Source organism: Lysinibacillus sp. FSL H8-0500 (assembly GCF_038051955.1).
GTDB lineage: Bacteria > Bacillota > Bacilli > Bacillales_A > Planococcaceae > Lysinibacillus > Lysinibacillus macroides.
The window spans coordinates 3,039,181-3,057,249 of the sequence record NZ_CP150292.1; the positions used below are offsets into that span (position 1 = coordinate 3,039,181).

General features: G+C 38.8%; 18 protein-coding genes. 10 read left to right on the forward strand and 8 right to left on the reverse strand.

Annotated elements, in window-relative coordinates; genetic code table 11:
- Window positions 1-22 precede the first annotated feature (22 nt).
- Entirely contained in the window at window positions 23-1,138 is a 1,116-nt protein-coding gene (gene ispG / locus MHB44_RS14490) for a flavodoxin-dependent (E)-4-hydroxy-3-methylbut-2-enyl-diphosphate synthase (RefSeq protein ID WP_341299742.1), read from the forward strand.
- Between the two features lie 13 nt (window positions 1,139-1,151).
- Window positions 1,152-1,724 (forward strand): hypothetical protein, encoded by a 573-nt coding sequence (locus MHB44_RS14495; protein ID WP_341299743.1) that lies wholly within the window; start codon window positions 1,152-1,154, stop codon window positions 1,722-1,724.
- A gap of 139 nt (window positions 1,725-1,863) precedes the next feature.
- On the opposite strand, the gene MHB44_RS14500 is transcribed toward MHB44_RS14495, so the two are convergent.
- The 3 genes from MHB44_RS14500 to MHB44_RS14510 all read right to left on the reverse strand — a co-directional run bounded on the left by MHB44_RS14500 (window position 1,864) and on the right by MHB44_RS14510 (window position 6,448).
- Window positions 1,864-3,951: a methyl-accepting chemotaxis protein gene (locus MHB44_RS14500; RefSeq protein WP_341299744.1), complete on the reverse strand. Its 2,088-nt coding sequence runs from the start codon at window positions 3,949-3,951 to the stop codon at window positions 1,864-1,866.
- A 124-nt stretch (window positions 3,952-4,075) separates the two neighbouring features.
- Complete coding sequence (locus MHB44_RS14505; protein ID WP_341299745.1) at window positions 4,076-6,163, reverse strand: methyl-accepting chemotaxis protein; 2,088 nt, start codon at window positions 6,161-6,163, stop codon at window positions 4,076-4,078.
- A gap of 156 nt (window positions 6,164-6,319) precedes the next feature.
- The gene (locus tag MHB44_RS14510) at window positions 6,320-6,448 is read right to left on the reverse strand and encodes a hypothetical protein (RefSeq protein WP_341299746.1); all 129 of its coding nucleotides are present in this window, start codon (window positions 6,446-6,448) and stop codon (window positions 6,320-6,322) included.
- A gap of 199 nt (window positions 6,449-6,647) precedes the next feature.
- Here MHB44_RS14510 and MHB44_RS14515 point away from each other — a divergent pair, with 199 nt between their 5' ends.
- The 6 genes from MHB44_RS14515 to MHB44_RS14540 all read left to right on the forward strand — a co-directional run bounded on the left by MHB44_RS14515 (window position 6,648) and on the right by MHB44_RS14540 (window position 11,060).
- Complete coding sequence (locus MHB44_RS14515) at window positions 6,648-7,133, forward strand: hypothetical protein (protein WP_341302980.1); 486 nt, start codon at window positions 6,648-6,650, stop codon at window positions 7,131-7,133.
- A 155-nt stretch (window positions 7,134-7,288) separates the two neighbouring features.
- Window positions 7,289-7,672, forward strand: coding sequence for a MerR family transcriptional regulator (locus MHB44_RS14520; protein ID WP_341302981.1), 384 nt, complete (start codon window positions 7,289-7,291; stop codon window positions 7,670-7,672).
- A 32-nt stretch (window positions 7,673-7,704) separates the two neighbouring features.
- The gene (locus tag MHB44_RS14525; RefSeq protein WP_341299747.1) at window positions 7,705-9,039 is read left to right on the forward strand and encodes a hemolysin family protein; all 1,335 of its coding nucleotides are present in this window, start codon (window positions 7,705-7,707) and stop codon (window positions 9,037-9,039) included.
- Between the two features lie 116 nt (window positions 9,040-9,155).
- Window positions 9,156-9,560 carry a hypothetical protein gene (locus MHB44_RS14530; RefSeq protein WP_053996125.1) on the forward strand — a complete coding sequence of 135 codons (405 nt, stop codon included), beginning with the start codon at window positions 9,156-9,158 and terminating at the stop codon, window positions 9,558-9,560.
- 137 nt (window positions 9,561-9,697) lie between these two features.
- Complete coding sequence (locus MHB44_RS14535; RefSeq protein ID WP_341299748.1) at window positions 9,698-10,147, forward strand: helix-turn-helix domain-containing protein; 450 nt, start codon at window positions 9,698-9,700, stop codon at window positions 10,145-10,147.
- Between the two features lie 178 nt (window positions 10,148-10,325).
- Window positions 10,326-11,060: a metallophosphoesterase gene (locus MHB44_RS14540; protein ID WP_341299749.1), complete on the forward strand. Its 735-nt coding sequence runs from the start codon at window positions 10,326-10,328 to the stop codon at window positions 11,058-11,060.
- Between the two features lie 20 nt (window positions 11,061-11,080).
- On the opposite strand, the gene cyoE is transcribed toward MHB44_RS14540, so the two are convergent.
- From cyoE to MHB44_RS14565, 5 genes are all read right to left on the reverse strand, one after another.
- Complete coding sequence (gene cyoE, locus MHB44_RS14545; protein WP_341299750.1) at window positions 11,081-12,031, reverse strand: heme o synthase; 951 nt, start codon at window positions 12,029-12,031, stop codon at window positions 11,081-11,083.
- A gap of 295 nt (window positions 12,032-12,326) precedes the next feature.
- Entirely contained in the window at window positions 12,327-12,980 is a 654-nt protein-coding gene (locus MHB44_RS14550) for an esterase (RefSeq protein WP_341299751.1), read from the reverse strand.
- A 29-nt stretch (window positions 12,981-13,009) separates the two neighbouring features.
- Window positions 13,010-13,567, reverse strand: coding sequence for a hypothetical protein (locus MHB44_RS14555; RefSeq protein ID WP_341299752.1), 558 nt, complete (start codon window positions 13,565-13,567; stop codon window positions 13,010-13,012).
- 130 nt (window positions 13,568-13,697) lie between these two features.
- Complete coding sequence (locus MHB44_RS14560; protein WP_341299753.1) at window positions 13,698-14,399, reverse strand: O-linked GlcNAc transferase; 702 nt, start codon at window positions 14,397-14,399, stop codon at window positions 13,698-13,700.
- 101 nt (window positions 14,400-14,500) lie between these two features.
- A complete protein-coding gene (locus tag MHB44_RS14565) occupies window positions 14,501-14,980 on the reverse strand; it encodes a thioredoxin family protein (RefSeq protein ID WP_341299754.1) in 480 nt (159 codons plus the stop codon).
- 195 nt (window positions 14,981-15,175) lie between these two features.
- On the opposite strand from MHB44_RS14565, the gene MHB44_RS14570 reads away from it, so the two are divergent.
- Both MHB44_RS14570 and MHB44_RS14575 read left to right on the forward strand, forming a co-directional pair.
- Complete coding sequence (locus tag MHB44_RS14570) at window positions 15,176-17,476, forward strand: YhgE/Pip domain-containing protein (protein ID WP_341299755.1); 2,301 nt, start codon at window positions 15,176-15,178, stop codon at window positions 17,474-17,476.
- A gap of 80 nt (window positions 17,477-17,556) precedes the next feature.
- Window positions 17,557-18,057, forward strand: a complete 501-nt coding sequence (locus MHB44_RS14575) for a PCYCGC motif-containing (lipo)protein (protein WP_341299756.1) — start codon at window positions 17,557-17,559, stop codon at window positions 18,055-18,057.
- Window positions 18,058-18,069 lie beyond the last annotated feature (12 nt).

Here is an 18,069-nt window from a genome sequence, read left to right on the forward strand (position 1 = left end):
GCCCGAAAAGGAGAGAAAGTTAATGAGTGAAATTTGTCACCGTTCAAATACACGTCCCGTACGTGTCGGTAACTTAACAATTGGTGGTAGTAATGAATTATTCATTCAAAGCATGTGTACAACAAAAACACATGATGTAGAGGCAACGGTTGCAGAAATTCTGCGCCTTGAGGAAGCAGGCTGTCAAATTGTTCGTGTTGCAGTGCCAGATGAGCGTGCAGCAGATGCCATTGCAGACATCAAAAAACGTATTCATATTCCATTAGTAGCTGATATTCATTTTGACTATAGATTAGCATTAAAAGCCATTGAAAATGGTATTGATAAAGTGCGTATTAATCCAGGTAATATTGGTCGTAAAGAAAAAGTGGAAGCTGTTGTCAATGCAGCCAAAGCAAAGGGAATACCCATTCGTATTGGTGTAAATGCCGGTTCATTAGAGCGTCATATTTTAGAAAAGTATGGTTACCCAACAGCGGATGGCATGGTGGAATCTGCCCTTCATCATATTAAAATTTTAGAAGACTTGGGCTTCCACGATATTATCGTATCGATGAAGGCATCTGACGTAAACCTTGCGATTGAAGCCTACGAAAAAGCCTCTAAGGCCTTTAATTATCCGCTTCATTTAGGGATTACTGAATCAGGTACGCTATTTGCTGGTACAGTAAAATCAGCAGCGGGACTTGGAGCGATCCTATCAAAAGGTATTGGGAATACATTGCGTATCTCTCTTTCGGCTGACCCTGTTGAAGAGGTAAAGGTAGCGCGTGAGCTATTAAAATCTTTTGGTCTAGCTTCTAATATGGCAACGTTAATTTCCTGCCCAACATGTGGACGTATTGAAATTGACTTAATTTCGATTGCAAATGAAGTCGAAGAATATATTTCGAAGTTAAATGTGCCATTAAAAGTTGCTGTGCTTGGCTGTGCTGTAAACGGTCCTGGTGAAGCACGAGAAGCCGATATCGGTATCGCTGGTGCTCGTGGTGAAGGCTTACTATTCATGAAAGGGAAAACAGTTCGTAAGGTTCCTGAGGAAACAATGGTGGAAGAGCTGAAAAAAGAAATTGACAAATTAGCAGCAGAAATGGAAGAAAAACGAGCAGCTGAAGAGGCACAACAAGCAAATGCCTAAGGAGGTGCTAAGTATGCAAAAGCCCCGCTTTGGGATTGATATTGATGGAACTGTTACATGTCCAAGCACACTGATTCCACATATTAATAAACAATATAATGTCAATATTACACTCGATGATGTATGTGAATATGATTTTTTATCTGCATTCCCACATCCTGTCGATCGCGGTGCATTTAATACATGGTTTAAGGAAAATGAGCCTTATATGTATAAAGTATCTGAGGTAGCAAAGGATGCTAAAAATATTTTAACGGCTTGGAAAAATAATTTTGAGCTTTACTATATTTCAGCACGAGGCGAAAATGTAGCCGATATTACGGTGAATTGGTTTCAAACACAAGCGATTCCCTATGATCATATCGAGCTGCTAGGCAGTCATGATAAACTAGCAGCTGCCAAAAAATATGACGTTGAGGCCTTCTTTGAGGATAAACATGACAATGCCGTTATGCTGGCAGAGGAGCTCCAAATACCTGTGGTGTTATTTGATACGCCTTATAATCGTCTTACTGTGCCTGATAATGTTGTACGTGTCTATAACTGGCAGGAGGCCAATCAATTTATTACAAATTACTTTAAATAAAGAACAGAGCGGTTAACGAGGGGGGAGCTGAGCCTCTAAGTGTGACCACTTCTTAAGCGAATTCCTATAGAGAAGAAGGGCTGTGCAGAAAGTGAAAATCTTTTTGCACAGCCCTTTGCCAATCGCTCTTTATTTATGTTTAATATTGAAATTTAGCGAGTGCTAGATGCAAAGAATCGGCCATAGATGCCAATTGCTGTGCCTTACTATTAATGGCATGAACTGCTAAATTTTGTTGTTCCATTGTTGCCAGTAATTCCTCTGTGCCTGCTGAGGACTGTTGACTCACGGCTGTCATATTTTCGACTGCACGCACAACCTCCTGTGTTTCCTTTTGAATGATACCAGAGGCGGCTGTTACATGATTAATTTGTGCCACTGTATCCACAATATGCTGTAAAATTCCATCAAGTGCCTGTTTATTGGCATCAATATAGTGGGTGTTGGTTTGCACAGTGAGTACAACATTTTGCATTGCGTCACTCGCCTTTTCTGCTTCCTTTACAACCCTATCAATAATTGCTGCAATTTGATTGGTGGATTTGGCTGACTCTTCGGCAAGTTTACGTACTTCCTCTGCCACAATCGAAAAGCCCTTGCCATGCTCACCCGCACGAGCCGCTTCAATCGCTGCATTAAGTGCCAGTAAATCAGTTTGACTAGCAATCGCATGAATAACATGCAAAATACGATTAATTTCTGTTGACTGTTCACTAAGATGCTGGACCACCCCAGCTGTTAATGTCACCTGCTCTGACATCTCCCCCATGCCGTGAATAGATTGTTCTGCATGAATCAATCCTTGCTTGGAAGACTCGGTTGTTTGCTGGGAATACGCTAGCATTTCCTCAATTGCCGTTTGAATCGTTTGTAATTTTTGCTCCACCTCCTGTGTAACCCCCAATGTTGTTGAGGCTTGCTCCGCTTGGATGGTAGCTCCTGTCGCCAGCTCGCTAGTTGTCGTTAAAACTTGGTCAATACTAATGCTCATGTCATTGGTAGAAGATTGGAGCTCACCACTATATACATGAACCTGACTAGAAATATTAGTAGCCGCTTGAATCAGCTCACGCATATTATCTGTCATATGATTCATGGCCTCGGCAAGCTCGCCTATTTCATCCTTTGTCTGCACCTGCAATGGTTCCACAGCTAAGTTTCCAGCGGCAATCGTTTTGACTTGCTCCACTGTCTGAATCACGGGCTTAACAATACGCCGAGCAATCCAAATAATTACCACTATTAATATAATAACACCAATAATTGACAATATAATAGATAGCCACATCGCTTCATTTGCCTCTGCTTTGACTTCATCAGATGGGATAGTAACCTGCAATGCCCATGGAGTAGCTGTTTGGCCAATTTGAATTGGAGAAATAGCAATAAAGGAAGATTCCTGTAAATAAGATGAATAATCCTCTACTATATATGGCTCCCCCTGTTCAATAGCCGCTAAAATTTTATCTAATTGTTTGTATTTTGTCATTTCAGCAATTGACTTATTGACATAATCAGAAGAAGGATGGGCCACAAACATCCCTGTATGGGACACAATTGCACTATAGCCTGTATCATATAATACTATTTCACTGTTAATAGCCATTAATGTTTCTAAACTGATATCAATTCCAACAACGCCAACGACCTGTCCATCCATTTGAATTGGAATAGCTGTTGAAGTCATCAGCACCTCTTGTCCATCAATTGGGTAAGTAAGCGGCTCTAAAATAACCTCTTGCTTCAATGTTTTAGGCAGTACATAGTAATCACTTGTGTCACTGTCTTCAAGCGGGGTAACTGTCACCCCATTACTGCTACGGGCCCAATAAGGACGAAAACGCCCTGTTGCATCATACCCCTGCTGATTGACAAAGTGATCATCTTGTCCATCGAAGGCATTTGGCTCCCAAACAACCCAAACGCCAAGAAATGTATTATTTTGTTCAAGTAATTGTCGGAGCATATCGTTTGCTAAGTCACGATCTCCCTTCTGATTTGCTACCATCGTTTCGAGATTAGAGGCTAATGTTCTTGCTGTATCCATCGCATAATCAAGCTCAATCTGCATTTTGTATGCACTTTCAGAGGCGCGTGATTGTGCAAGCTGTCGTGCATCTTCCACTGCTAATGTATTGGTTTTCACAATGTTGACACTTAAAATAATGACGAAAACAATGATCATTGTTGATAATGTTGCCAGTAAAATTTTGTGCAATAATTTCATACGCACCAACTCCTTGTCTATACTATCATCATACTACAGAGATTGAATTTTCAGATATTTATTCTTTTATAAAGCCGCCTATCATCTTATAGTGTACAAGATGATAGGCGGTTACTATTTTCTCTTAATAGTGGAATTTCGCTAATGTTTGTTGTAAGGAGTTTGTCATAGTTGTTAAGCTTTCCGCCATGCTTTGTAGCTCATGAACCGCTATATTTTGCTGCTCCATTGTTGCTAATAGCTCCTCCGTTCCTGCTGAAGATTGCTCACTAACAGCTGTCATATTTTCCACTGCTCGCACTACCTCTACTGTTTCCTTTTGAATTAAATGAGAGGCAGTTGTCACCTCATCAATTTGTGCTACCGTATCAACGATATGTTGTAAAATATCATCGAGTGCCTGTTTATTGGCATCGATATAGTGGGTGTTGGTTTGCACAGCAGTCACGACATGTTGCATGGCATCGCTTGCTTTCACAGCCTCCTTCACCACTGTATCAATAATCGCTGCAATTTGACTCGTCGATTTAGCCGATTCCTCGGCAAGTTTGCGTACCTCCTCTGCTACAACAGAAAATCCTTTCCCATGCTCACCTGCACGAGCCGCCTCAATTGCTGCATTAAGTGCTAGCAAATTGGTTTGACCTGCTATAGCATCGATAACTTGTAAAATCCGATTAATTTCTGACGACTGATCACTAAGCTGCTGGACCACATTTGCTGTTAATGTTACTTGCTCAGACATAGCTTCCATGCCTTGAATAGATTGCTCTGCATGAACTAGCCCTTGCTTAGATGCCTCTGTGGTCTGCTGAGAGCGATGCGTCATTTCCTTAATTGCTGTTTGAATAGCTTGTAATTTCTGATCCACCTCTTGCGTCACTTCCAACGTGGAGGCTGCTTGCTCCGCTTGGACGGTGGCGCCCGTTGCCAGCTCGCCTGTTGTTGTTAGCACTTGGTCGATACTAACACTCATATTATTGGTGGAGGACATAAGTCGATCACTATATTCTCTCGCTTGATCGGAAATTTGTGTTGCTTCTTGAATCAATGTGCGTGTATTACTTGTCATAATATTGACAGCTCGTGCTAATTGACCCAGCTCGTCCTTGCTTTCCTCTGCTAATGGCTCTACCGCTAAGTTGCCATCTGCAATCGCCTGCACCTGTGTCACTGTCAGTGTAATAGGCCGAACAATACGGCGAATAAGCCAGGTTAACACAATTAAAAGATAAATCATCCCAGCACCGCCTATGATGACCATTGTCCATGTTAGCTTTGTTGTTTGTGCTAATACTTCATGGGTTGGCACTGTCACCAGTAAGGACCAAGGTGTCGCGGCTTTCCCAATATGAATGGGCGCAGTGACAATATAGCTATCCGCTTGTAAATAGCTAGAAAAATCTTGGACGATAGAAGCTTTTCCCTGTTGAATGGCAGCCTGTATATCTTTCATATAGGTATAATCCTCATGCTCAGCTAACGGCGTTGTCACGTAGTCATTGTTGGGATGTGTCACGAGCATACCAGCATTCGAGATAATGGAGCCAAAGCCACTATCAAATAGCTTTACTTGTTGGCTTAATTCAGCTAATGTTTCTAGGCTCAGGTCCACAGCAACAATACCTTTAAAATCATTATTAATCGTCACAGGTACAATGATAGATGTTAACAAGACATCCTTGCCGGCTACAGGATAAACGAACGGTTCCAAGATCATTTCTTGTCCTTTTTGTTTAGGCAGTAAATAAAAATCAGAACTATCATAATCCATAATAGGAGAATGAACAATACGATTGCCATCACGTGTCCAAAATGGCAGGTAGCGCCCTGTTGCGTCATGTCTCTCTGTATTTATGTAATTTTCATCTTGTCCATCAAAGGCATTCGGCTCCCATACGGCCCAAACGCCCATAAACTGCTCATTATCCGCCAAAATGCGCTGGAACATAGCATCCGTTAAAGCACGGTCAGCTTTTTGCTCCTCTACCATTGTCGTTAAATTGGCTGCTAATGTGCGCGCTGTATCCATCGCATAATCAAGCTGAATTTGAATCTGGTAGGCATTATCAGATGCTTCTGCCTGTGCCATTTTTTGTGCTGTCTCATTCGTTAAATCGTTCGTTTGATAAATATTCACAGCTGTTATCACAGCAAATACAACAAATACTGTTCCAATAACAGTTGTGAGAATTTTCCCTAATAACTTCATATGTATGTCCCCTCCTAGATCTAAAGCAATAACCAAGTAACTAATTAAGTTGATTATAACATTATCTATGGTAAGAATAGCATCTAGTAGAGGGGGAGTTATGACTTTTTTATAGATAAATAAACCTGTTATAAAGAGGTTCAAAAGCAAAAATGGCTAACATTCTAGTATCCCTCTTAGCCATCGTTCTACAAAATTTTCAAAGGTAATCCCATAATTTTCATAAACAGCATGATAAACAAAATATGTTCCCAATCGTTCAAGAATTTCATCATTAATTTTCACACAAACCGCACCCTTTCCCATTGTTTTTTTTACCGAATTTTCAGTTTTTAATACTGCTCAAATACTGAACAATCGAGTGGAGGTCGCATCGTTGCAAAACCGTCACAATCTACCGCTTTCATGCCCTTTCTTCGTATTTTTCTTTTCGCTAAGATAGTAGTAACAACTTGCTAGACTGGAGGGACTACTTGTGAAATGGATGACAAAGTTAGCCTATATAACATGTATTTGTGCACTACTGTCAGGCTGTGGTGAGCGATTCGCTGAAATTAAAGATGCCGCTTCAGGCATCAATGCAGCAGCTAACTCCGCAGCCAGTGCAGTTAGTCAAGACGTTCATGCTATACGTGCTATGGCTATTAACTATCAAGACACAACTTTTACAGTTAATGACCTATTTAAAACTATTTTACGTGACATCCGCTGGGATTATGACCTCGAAAAAGATGAGCTACATGTGAGAGGCACATGGCAACCCCCGCTATTTTCTGATCAAGCATGGGATCAGCAGATGACAAAAAAGCTTGCTGAGACTGGAATTGTCGATGTTATTTGTAAAATTGCTGATGATACGCTTGATCCCACGCACACCACAATTACACTAAGCTATAACGATGAAATTATTTTAGAACAAAGGGGCGAGGAGGCTCTTTATCAGCTATATGACACTTTCTTACAGCCGTAAGTTTTACTGCGATTCTGCTAGAAACCATAGCAGAATCGTTATTTTTTTTGATAAATACCAATGTCTAATATTTGAATAAATAAAAACCATCACATTATAATAAAAGTATCACGTGATGGTTTGGAGGTGATCGCTTTGGGACAGAGAAATTAAAAATTGGGGAACTTGCAGAAAAAACAGGCATTACAAAACGAACAATTGATTACTATACAAATATGGGCTTATTGGATGCAGAACGTTCTGCCACAAACTATCGTTATTATGACCCAGCAATGATTGAACGCCTTCAATTTATAGAACAGCGCAAACAACAAGGGTGTTCACTTATAGAAATTCAACAGGAATTAAATATCACACCATATGAAGAAATCGATGTCCATACGCTTCGCTTAAAAATGCAAGACCTAGAGCATGATGTAGCTTCCTTGCTAGAACAAATGAACGACCAAGACGATCAAAAAATTGAAATAATTAAGAAAAACGTTTCACCCTCAAGTATTGCATTAATGCAGTCCTTACTTTTACTTATTCAACATTAGGAGGTGACGTTCTGTTTTTACAGAACGACTATTTGGAGACCATTATCAACTTAACCATTTTTATTATCTTATTAGCATTAACAGGCTTTTTCGTAGCCACTGAATTTGCCATTGTCAAGGTACGCTCTTCAAGGCTTGATCAACTAATTGTCGAAGGAAATAAAAAAGCACATACTGCTAAGCATGTTGTCGATCATTTAGACGAATATTTATCGGCCTGTCAATTAGGAATTACAGTGACAGCTCTTGGTATTGGGATGGTTGGTGAAAAAACCTTTGAGTTTATGCTTCATCCACTATTTGATATTATTGGCATTTCAGATAAGTATATGACGATCTTTACGATTGGTTCAGCCTTTGCCATTGCAACATTTTTACATGTAGTTGTTGGTGAATTAGCGCCTAAAACTGCCGCTATTCAAAAGGCAGAAACGATTACACTTCTTTTTGCTAAACCAATATTATTTTTCTATAAAGTAATGTATCCTTTTATTTGGTTCTTGAACGGCTCTGCCCGTGTGTTGGTAGGTCTATTCGGCATGAAGCCTGCAAGTGAACACGAGCTTTCACATACAGAGGAAGAATTGCGATTACTGTTATCTGAAAGCTTTAAAAGCGGTGAAATCAATAAATCTGAGCTGAAGTATGTCAATAATGTCTTTGAATTTGATGAACGTATTGCCCGTGAAATTATGGTTCCTCGTACTGAAATCATTGGGATTGAGCAAAATGAATCCTTTACTAATATTATTCAGCATATTGCTGCTGAACAATACACGCGCTACCCTGTTTATGATGGAGACCGCGATAATATTTTAGGCTTTATTAATGCCAAAGAATTATTCACCCACGGCTTACTTGATCAGCTCACAGATGATACGTTAGTATTGGAGGATTTTATCAATCCCGTTATTCGCGTCATTGAAACAATTCCTATTAAGGAGTTGCTTGTACGTATGCAAAAAGAGCGTATTCATATGGCTATTTTAATGGATGAATATGGAGGTACATCTGGTCTTGTCACCGTTGAAGATATTTTAGAGGAAATTGTTGGTGAAATTCGCGATGAATTTGATGACGATGAAATTGCGGATGTTCGCAAAATTACAGATCATCATTATATATTAAATGCCAAAATGCTTGTGGAAGATGTGGAAAAGCTATTAAATATTACATTGGATGCAGAAGAAGTGGAAACATTAGGCGGTTGGTTCTTAACTGTAAATAATGGAATTAAAGCATCCAAAAATATTGAACTTGACACTTATATTTTTAGTATCTATGAGCAGCAAGGACATCAAATTCATTATATTGAGGTAAAACCTTTACGAAAAAGTGCTTCAATCGTCACAAAAGCACAAACATAACCCATTTTTTACTGGCCTTTGAGCAGAGCTAATCTTACTCCTTCCGTTCCATTATTAGCCATTTTGAGGTATAATAAATGTTAATAATACTATTATAGTTTCAGGGGGCTATACAAATGACTTTGTTTAAACTTTACCATTCAGATGGCATTCATATTATTACTGATGTGAAAAAACATAAAACAAATATCGAACTAAAAACCATTACAGGGGAAGTGTTATATATTATTGTGGTTACTGATGAAAACTACACTGTATATGATGATCGTTTTGCAGGTGCTTCTAAGCAATTAAATTCCGTGGAAGCCTTTGATATTGATGGTAGTTTTCGCAGCTTAGATTTCGATAATATGCGTGCTTTGTTTAAGGATGCCTTTACAAAGCTTTTACAGGAAATTGGTGAGTGTGTGAAAAATAGAGAAGAGCTTGTGGATATTGATACACTCCGCCATAAAGTAAGTGCGCAAATTACAGGCATTCATTTCCGTGTTATCTCCGATACAAATAAATATGAAATTTAACATCCAACAGACTGTTCTCTTGTAGACAGTCTGTTTTATCTTTCCTTATCATTCCTCTCTCTGTCGAAACAAAAAACATGGATCTTTTACTTTCATGTATAATGGAACATAACAATCTGAAAGTAAGGAGTGTTAGGATGAATCGTGAACAATTAATCACACTTATTTCAGAAAAACTGAAATTAATCCGTACAGAAAAAGCGTTTACTCAGGATCAAATGAGTGATCTACTAGGGCTATCAAAAAAAACACTTGTTCAAATTGAAAAAGGCCGTATTTTAGCTGGCTGGACAACCACTGTTGCTGTTTGTACATTGTGTCGAGAAAGCACTATTTTACAGCATGAACTTGGTGGCGACCCTCTTGAAGTTGTCGATTTAATTGCGAATCATGGTACATTGCAGCCAAAGGAAAGAACAATGGGTGGATACATATGGTGGAAAAATATTAGTGAGTATAAAGGTTTTCGACTTCAGCAAAATATGATTAGCCAGCATTATCGTATTTTAGATCAGCATCATTTTCGTCTTCTTTCAACATTTGATGAACAAATAGCTACGCAGGCTTGGGAAAAACTAAAGGATTAACCATTCTACGAGACAAATTAATCGTGCCTCATTATTATCTATCATATAATGTTATAAGAGAATGGTTTCTTTCAATATTCTATGATGCAAAGGCAAGGGAAGCTAGAACAGTCGAAATTTGTAGAAATTCCCTTTATACTTATTGGTACCGCTCTGCAATTGGAAAGGATGCTTGTTCATGAATCGAATATTAGCAATTAGTGATATACATGGAGAATTAGCGATGTTTGAAGAATTACTCCTAAAAGCAAACTATCATCCAATGAAAGACCAACTTTTTTTACTTGGTGATTATATTGATAGAGGTCCCGCCTCTAGTGGTGTATTAAATTTAGTTGGCGAATTACAGGCACAGGGGGCACGTGTGCTGCTGGGCAATCATGAAGCGATTATGCTCCATGCCTGTCGTTCTGGGCATACTAAACCTTGGAACCATTGGGTTGGGCTTTGCGGTGGAGAGGCAACACTGGCAAGCTATGGCTATCAATTGACTGATTTTGATGAAGCTATTCAAAACCAGACATTGCCTAGCTTTATTCAAACATTGCCAAAGCTTGAAGAGCATTTAAAGTTAATTGAAACTTTTGAAACATATATTGAATTAGAAGATGTTATTTTTGTACATGGGGGGGTTGTGCCAGGTGTAGCACTGGCAGAAACAGACCCTATGCAATTTCTATGGATTCGTGAGGAATTTCATGCAGGCTATCAAGGAGAAAAAACAGTTATTTTTGGACATACTCCTACCTATCGACTGCATCATAATCCAACTGATTACCATGTCTATTTTGGAGAAAATAATATTATTGGCATCGATGGTGGTGCTGTTTTTGGCGGACAACTACATGCTTTTGAGTGGCCAAGTCGCAAAATCCTTTCAGTGGAAAATAAAAAACCAACAAGTGCCGATTAACTTGTTGGTTTTTTATTATACTAATATAATTTGAAGATAACGCCTACTAACGAGTAGACAATTACGGTTGCGAATAATATTGTCATATGGAACAGGGAAAAGACAAACATTTTTGTCGCCCATTTCTCTTGATTTGTATGACGATGATAGCCATAAATACTCATAATTAGCCATGCAATACTTAATAATAATGCCACAAGCATAATGCCTACACTTAATGAGCCAAATAAGAAGCTTGATAGAATCAATAAAATTAAATAGAAGTTCGTTTGATAATAGGTGCGACGCATACCTTTTACAACAGGAAGCATTGGCACCCCAGCCGCTTCATAGTCCGCATGTTTACGAATAGCAATGGCATAAAAATGCGGCATTTGCCAGATAACCATCACTAAAAATAGGCCAAGAATTGCAGGATGTGTAATATCTGTCGAGACAGCAGACCAGCCAATTAACGGGGGTACAGCTCCACTAATACTCCCAATTTCCGTATTATAAATCGTCCGACGCTTTGTCCACATTGTATACGGTACAACATATAAAAATACACCTAATAAACCAAAGGCAGCTGCTAATGGCGAAGCAAGTGCCAACACTGCTACCCCCACAACTAACATCGCAATCGCTAATGTTAACGTCGATTTAGCAGACATTTCGCCTGTTACAGTTGGTCGACTTTGCGTTCGAGGCATAATGGCATCTATATCACGATCATAGACATTATTAAAGGCCCCCGCTGCCCCAATCACAAGAGCAGAACCAATTGTTGAAAAAATAATTTCAGGTATATTATCTACAAATGTCATCTTATTTTTGTACATGCCTAGCGTTAAACCAGCCCACATTGGTATTAAATTAGATTTGATAATGCCTGTTTTGACTGTTTGCGCTAAAATTGTAGAACGTGATGACTTCTCTTGTATTTTTTCGGAGGATTGTAGCTTATGCTCCGTTTTCAGGTTCTGTTCCATTCATCTTAATTCCTTTTCTCCATAATTTCTATCCACTCTCTTTGATAGAAAGCGACAAAATTTGCATCTAGCACATCAACTAATGATTTTACCCCTTTTTGCCTTGTTCTGTCTCTATGTTCACATAAAATACATGTTTCCATCTAACAAAGCATCCCCATTCACAACATCTTCTATGATACCATCGACTGACATGAATTTGAACCTTCTTGGCTTGATTCTTGTTATTACTATTTAAGAAAAGTAATTATTTGTACAAAAAAACCAAGACAGTTCCTTTGCCTTGGTTTTAGAGCTATTGTAAATCTTGCTGGAGCTGTTGGGCTAAAAAGGCAACAAGGTCACGCAAATTATCAGCTGTCACACCATGTCCATCTGGATATTTTTTAAAGGTAACGGTTGCACCAAATTGCTCGAAAATCTCTTTGCTTTCTATACCTAATTGTGAAGGAATAATATAATCATAATCTCCATGAGAAATAAAAGCCTGTAGATGCTCTATTGAACGAATGGCATATTCCTCTGTCACAAACTTTGGTGTATAGCCGCTTAATGCCACGATGCCTGTCACTAGATTCCCCATGACAAAGGCCAGAGATTGCGCTAATACAGCCCCTTGGTTAAAACCTAGCACAAATACTTGATGAGGATCAATTTGATATTCGTCAATTGCCTCTAGTAGAAAGCATTGCAGTGCCACTAACACCTTATCGAAAACCGCACGATCAGGTTGATCCATCTCTTGAATTGTAAAGAATGCATACCCAGGTTTTTGTGCAATAGGACCTCGTAGGCTAAATATATGACATTGCTCCTGAAAGCCCTGCACTAATTGCGGTAAATCATCCTCATTACTGCCCATGCCATGCAATAAAAAAAGAGCGGGATATTTTTTCGTAGCATCCATCTGTGTAGGCTGTGTATGTTTAAACGTAAATGGTGTATTCATGCAATTTAATTCCTTTCATATTTCTCAAATTATTGTAAGTTTGTTTTATTAATAAGCCCATCTGTATGGTAAGCAATATAGCCATTGACAATGCGAATCGTTTCTTGTGGGTCTGCATCAAACAGTATTTTAGATTGCTCGGGCATTGAAGCAAGCACGGTTAACAAATCCATCCGCATGGAATGTCCAGCAGCACTATAGGCATAATCATAAATAATGGCTTCTTCTGTCATTGCCTCTGACACATATTGCTGATGGAATAATTCCTTGGCTGTCTCCATTTGCGTTGCAACCTGTTGACGAATACGCATTTGATGCATCAATAATTCTTCTTCGAGAGCGGCTGGTGTTAGCCATTGTGTCGTCTGAAGCATATTGAGAAACACTTGCTCCCAAGCCTGCTCATTTTCCGTAAAGTACAGCATATTAACCATCAGCATATCAAAAAAATCATGCTGTGTTGCTGCTGATGCTCGTTGCATAGCAATAGTTTCGTTAAAGTGTTGTTCCACCTTTGTTATATTCATATTGCGTACTAAATGATTACATACATTTTCAATAAATGTATTTGCCGCTTCTTGTGTCATCCAAAATCCGTCCTTTATATCTCTAAATCATTTCCTTCTTATCATACCATGATTGTGAAAGATGGCAATCAACCCACCTCTCCTACTAAAAAAGATACCTCCATATGCAAATAGAGGCATCCTGTTTCAACTATGAAAAAACATAACTATCCATATTATCGATTGTATTTTGAATAGCGGCTCGCAATGATTGCTGATGTTCGCCACAAGAAGCTAGTGCCTCCTCCAAGGCTAGTGCGGCATTTGCCATAAAGGGGGCTAGCTGCAAATCCTTCGCTAATTGAATGAGCACCAATGCCCTATTCCATTTCCAGCGTGGGTTTGTCGGGTCAAGATCAATAGCCTGCTCTAAATAGCCAAGTGCATCAAAGGGCATCCAGCCAAAGCGATGCATCGTTTGACCTGTAATGCCCCAATAGACCGCTTTAGTTGGCTGCTCGCTGACGGCTTGCTTAAAGCAATGAACACTTTCATTATAATGATGCGCAAATAAAAATAGCTGCCCTTGTGTAAAAAAGGATTGTGCCTTGTCATTCGGTGTACCTGTTTTCGCAACCTCCTCTAGTTCCTGAATTCGCTTAGTAAATGCTGCTTCATCCTTGATGGCACGAATATCAGTTACAGGATCAAACTCAGGGTAGGTTTCATCAGCACGTTCAATAGGTTGCGCTTCTATAGTAGCTGCTGGCTTTGGATAATGATCCAGTTCATATTCCTGCAATAACGCTATATATTTTTGTGCGCGTGCCTTGTCTGCTTCATTTGTCACTGCCTTTGCTAATTCATAGCATTTCATTACTTCACCATTATAAAAATAATCATCCATTGACATTATTCATTCCTCCATTGCACAACTTATCACTATATTAAGTATACACCATCGCAAAAAAAGAGACTGCTCAAAATTAACTTTTGATACAGTCCCCCTATTTTCTATTTCTTTAATACCACCGTCTCTAAAAATGTTCGTAAATCCTCTTCCTTTAAAGCGCCTACAAAACGATTCACTTCTTTTCCATCTTCAAAGCGAATAAATGTCGGTGTTGCTTTAAGATTATACTTCTCCCATAAATCATCATATTCATAAACATTCAATTGTGCAATATCAATACCCATGTCATCTGCCATTGGCATTAATACAGGTGTAAGTGCTTGACAGTGGACACAAATTGGACTGAAGAAGTAGGCATTGACGGGTTCGCCAGCTTCGATTTTTTCTTCAAGCTTATCTGGGAGCATAATATTTTGGTAGTTTTTATCATCCAGTTGATCAATTGTTTCTTGTTTAAGCTCTTTATCACCATAAGGATTGTTTACGCTTTCTAATTTACTTTTGTTTGAAACATTTGTTAGTACAATAATTGCTGCAAATAATACAACAATCACTGAGCCAATAATTAATAATTTTTTCACTAGAGTAGTGACCTCCTTTTTTACACTAAAAGCCCTAATTTCAGTGTATTCGCGATTGATTATAAATTGTTTTGAAAACCTAGTAAACTAATTTGTCCTTTTTCCAAGTTATTTCACATTTACAACATAATTTTATCTATACTTGGGAACCTACAGAGTAGAAGCTATTTTAGAAATTCAACATGAGGTGGTCATATGAAAAACTTTTTGCAGCATGTTTTTCAAATTTACACAACAGATATTCGTAATATTTTTACAAACTGGGTAATGGCCGTTATTATAGGTGGACTTATTTTTCTCCCCTCTCTTTATGCTTGGCTTAATATTTATGCCTCCATGGACCCATATGCCCACACAGCAAATATGAAAATTGCCGTTGTCAATGAAGATACAGGGACAACGGTGAGAGATAAGGCAATAAATGTTGGAGATGACGTCATCCAGCAATTAAATACCAATGAAAGCTTTACATGGGTATTTGAGACGGAGCAAAAGGGCATTGACCAGTTAAAAAATGGCGATTATTTTGCGATGATTGTAATTCCAAAGGATTTTTCGCAAAAGCTTACCTCCATTTTAACGGATCAGCCGACAAAAGCACATATTGATTATTATGTGAATGAAAAAAAGAATCCGATTGCCCCTAAAATTACAAGCAAAGGAGCAAGTGTTCTTACTCAGCAAGTCTCAAATGAGTTTGTGTCCACAGTTAATGGCACACTATTTTCGATTTTTAATACCATTGGTGTTGAAATGGAGCATGAAATTCCCGATTTTCGAAAATTTGAAAACTATGTCTTTACAATCGAACAGCATTTACCTGATATCCAATCCTTTTTAACGCAAGCTTCTAGCCAAGGCAAGGATGCAGCACAATTGCTTAACCAAGCCCTTGCACAAGTGCCTGAAATTGAACGGCTGACAAATAATGGACTTACAACCATTCAACAAGGTTTACAGCTTGTCAATGAAGCAGAAGCGCTGTTTAATGAGCTATCGCCCCGTATTCAAAAGGATGTACAAACCGTTCAATCAATCGCGGAGCATTTTACTGACATCATCAATAAACTAAATGCCATGAATGTGGACCCAGCTTCTTTTACACAAACAAAGGAAGCCCTTCAAAGGCAATTGGCACAGTCCAAGGAGCATATTACAAGTAATATTCAAACACTTGAGGCACTGCAACAACTAACACAAGCAGATGCCACTACTCGTAAGCAGCTAGTGGATGCCTTGGACAAGATGATTAACTCCTTACAGCAAAGTGAGGCGGAGGAGGCTCAAAATCAGCCAAGCCTTGAGCAACTTATCGCCATTCGTGAAGCATTACAAAATGGTCCAAGCTTTACAGACTCGACAGTTAATGCGCTTGCTAACTTAGAGCAACTCAACACATTACATGCTAATATTTTGACTAAAGTCGAGCAATTACAGGCTGTTGACCAAGAAGCCATTCAACAAAAGATCATGGCTATTCAAGAAATCGTTCACAATGCAACCACCCATTTGCAGGAATTTTTGATCTACTATAACGATAGCTTAGAGCCACAAATTCGCTCAACCCTATCGAATGCTAAAACAACATTAACAAGTGCCTCAACGATGTTAACGGATCTCAAACAATTTATTCCACAGGCAGCCAATAAATTAACACAGGCACAGGATACCCTAGGAACAGCTAATCATGCGATTCAGAAAATACAAACAGAATTCCCAACCTTAAGCTCAAAAATTCAGGAATTAGCAAATAAGCTTCGTACATTAGAGAATGAAGCTGATATTTCTGAGATTGTGCAATTATTAAAAAATGATGTCAATGCTGAACGAGAGTTCTTCGAGGAGCCCATTCATCTGAATGAGCATCGTCTCTTCCCAATTGCCAACTATGGTACAGCGATGACACCATTTTATACAGTGCTTTCGATTTGGGTTGGCTGTTTACTGTTAATTTCATTATTAGCTGTCAACCTCCATAGCGGAGCACCATACCGTATTCGTGAAATTTACTTTGGTCGATTATTAACCTTTGCAACATTTTCATTTTTGCAAACATTAATTATTACAATTGGAGATGTTTTCCTTATGGATGGCACGATCCAAGCACCTCTTTACCTTGTACTATTTGGTCTCTTTATTAGCCTTGTGTTTGTCACAGTTGTCTATACCTTTGTCTCTGTCTTTGGCAATGTAGGAAAAGCATTAGCAATTGTTATGCTGGTGTTACAAATTGCAGGCTCTGGTGGCACATACCCCATTGAATTGTTACCAAGGTTCTTCCAAATCATCAACCCTTATTTACCGTTTACGTATGCGATTGAGCTGATGCGTGAAGCTGTTGGTGGTATTATATGGTCGACTGTCTGGATGGATCTTATTTTCTTAGCCTGCTGCTGGTTAGTCTTTATTTTATTTGGATTTTTCTTAAAAAAATTACTCAGCGAGAAAATGGAACGTTTTATGAACAAAACACAAGGTTCGGATATCTTTCATTGATTTTCAGCGATGCTAGCTGTCCCTATAACAAAAAGCGATGGTATAATAAAGGCAATGTAAAATGGTAGGAGGCGCTATTTTTGAAGAAAATCATGTCCCTTTTTGTTGTTTTCATGCTATTACTAGTAAGTGCATGTGGAGAAGAGAAGCAAGCTGTGGATGACCATCAAAATAATGATTCACATGAAGATCATCGTTATGCTTCAGGTGATGTACAGGAAGAAACCGCTTCGGCTACTATTCTCCCTTCTTTTTTAGATGATAAGCAGGAAAATATTCGTATGGTCTATCAAATCGCAGGGCAATCGACAGAAGTTTTAGAATGGATGCCATGCTATTGTGGCTGTGGTGAATCTGCTGGTCATAAAAATAATTTAAACTGTTTTATCGAGGAAAAGCGTGAGGATGGAACAATTGTCTGGGATGACCATGGCACACGTTGTTTAGTTTGCTTAGAAATTGCTGTTCAATCGGCTAAGATGCATCAAGATGGGATGAGCCTAAAAGAAATTCGCCAGGTGATTGATGATACGTATAAAGAGGGCTATGCCAAACCAACACCTACGGATATGCCTGCATAATAAAAGCAAAGT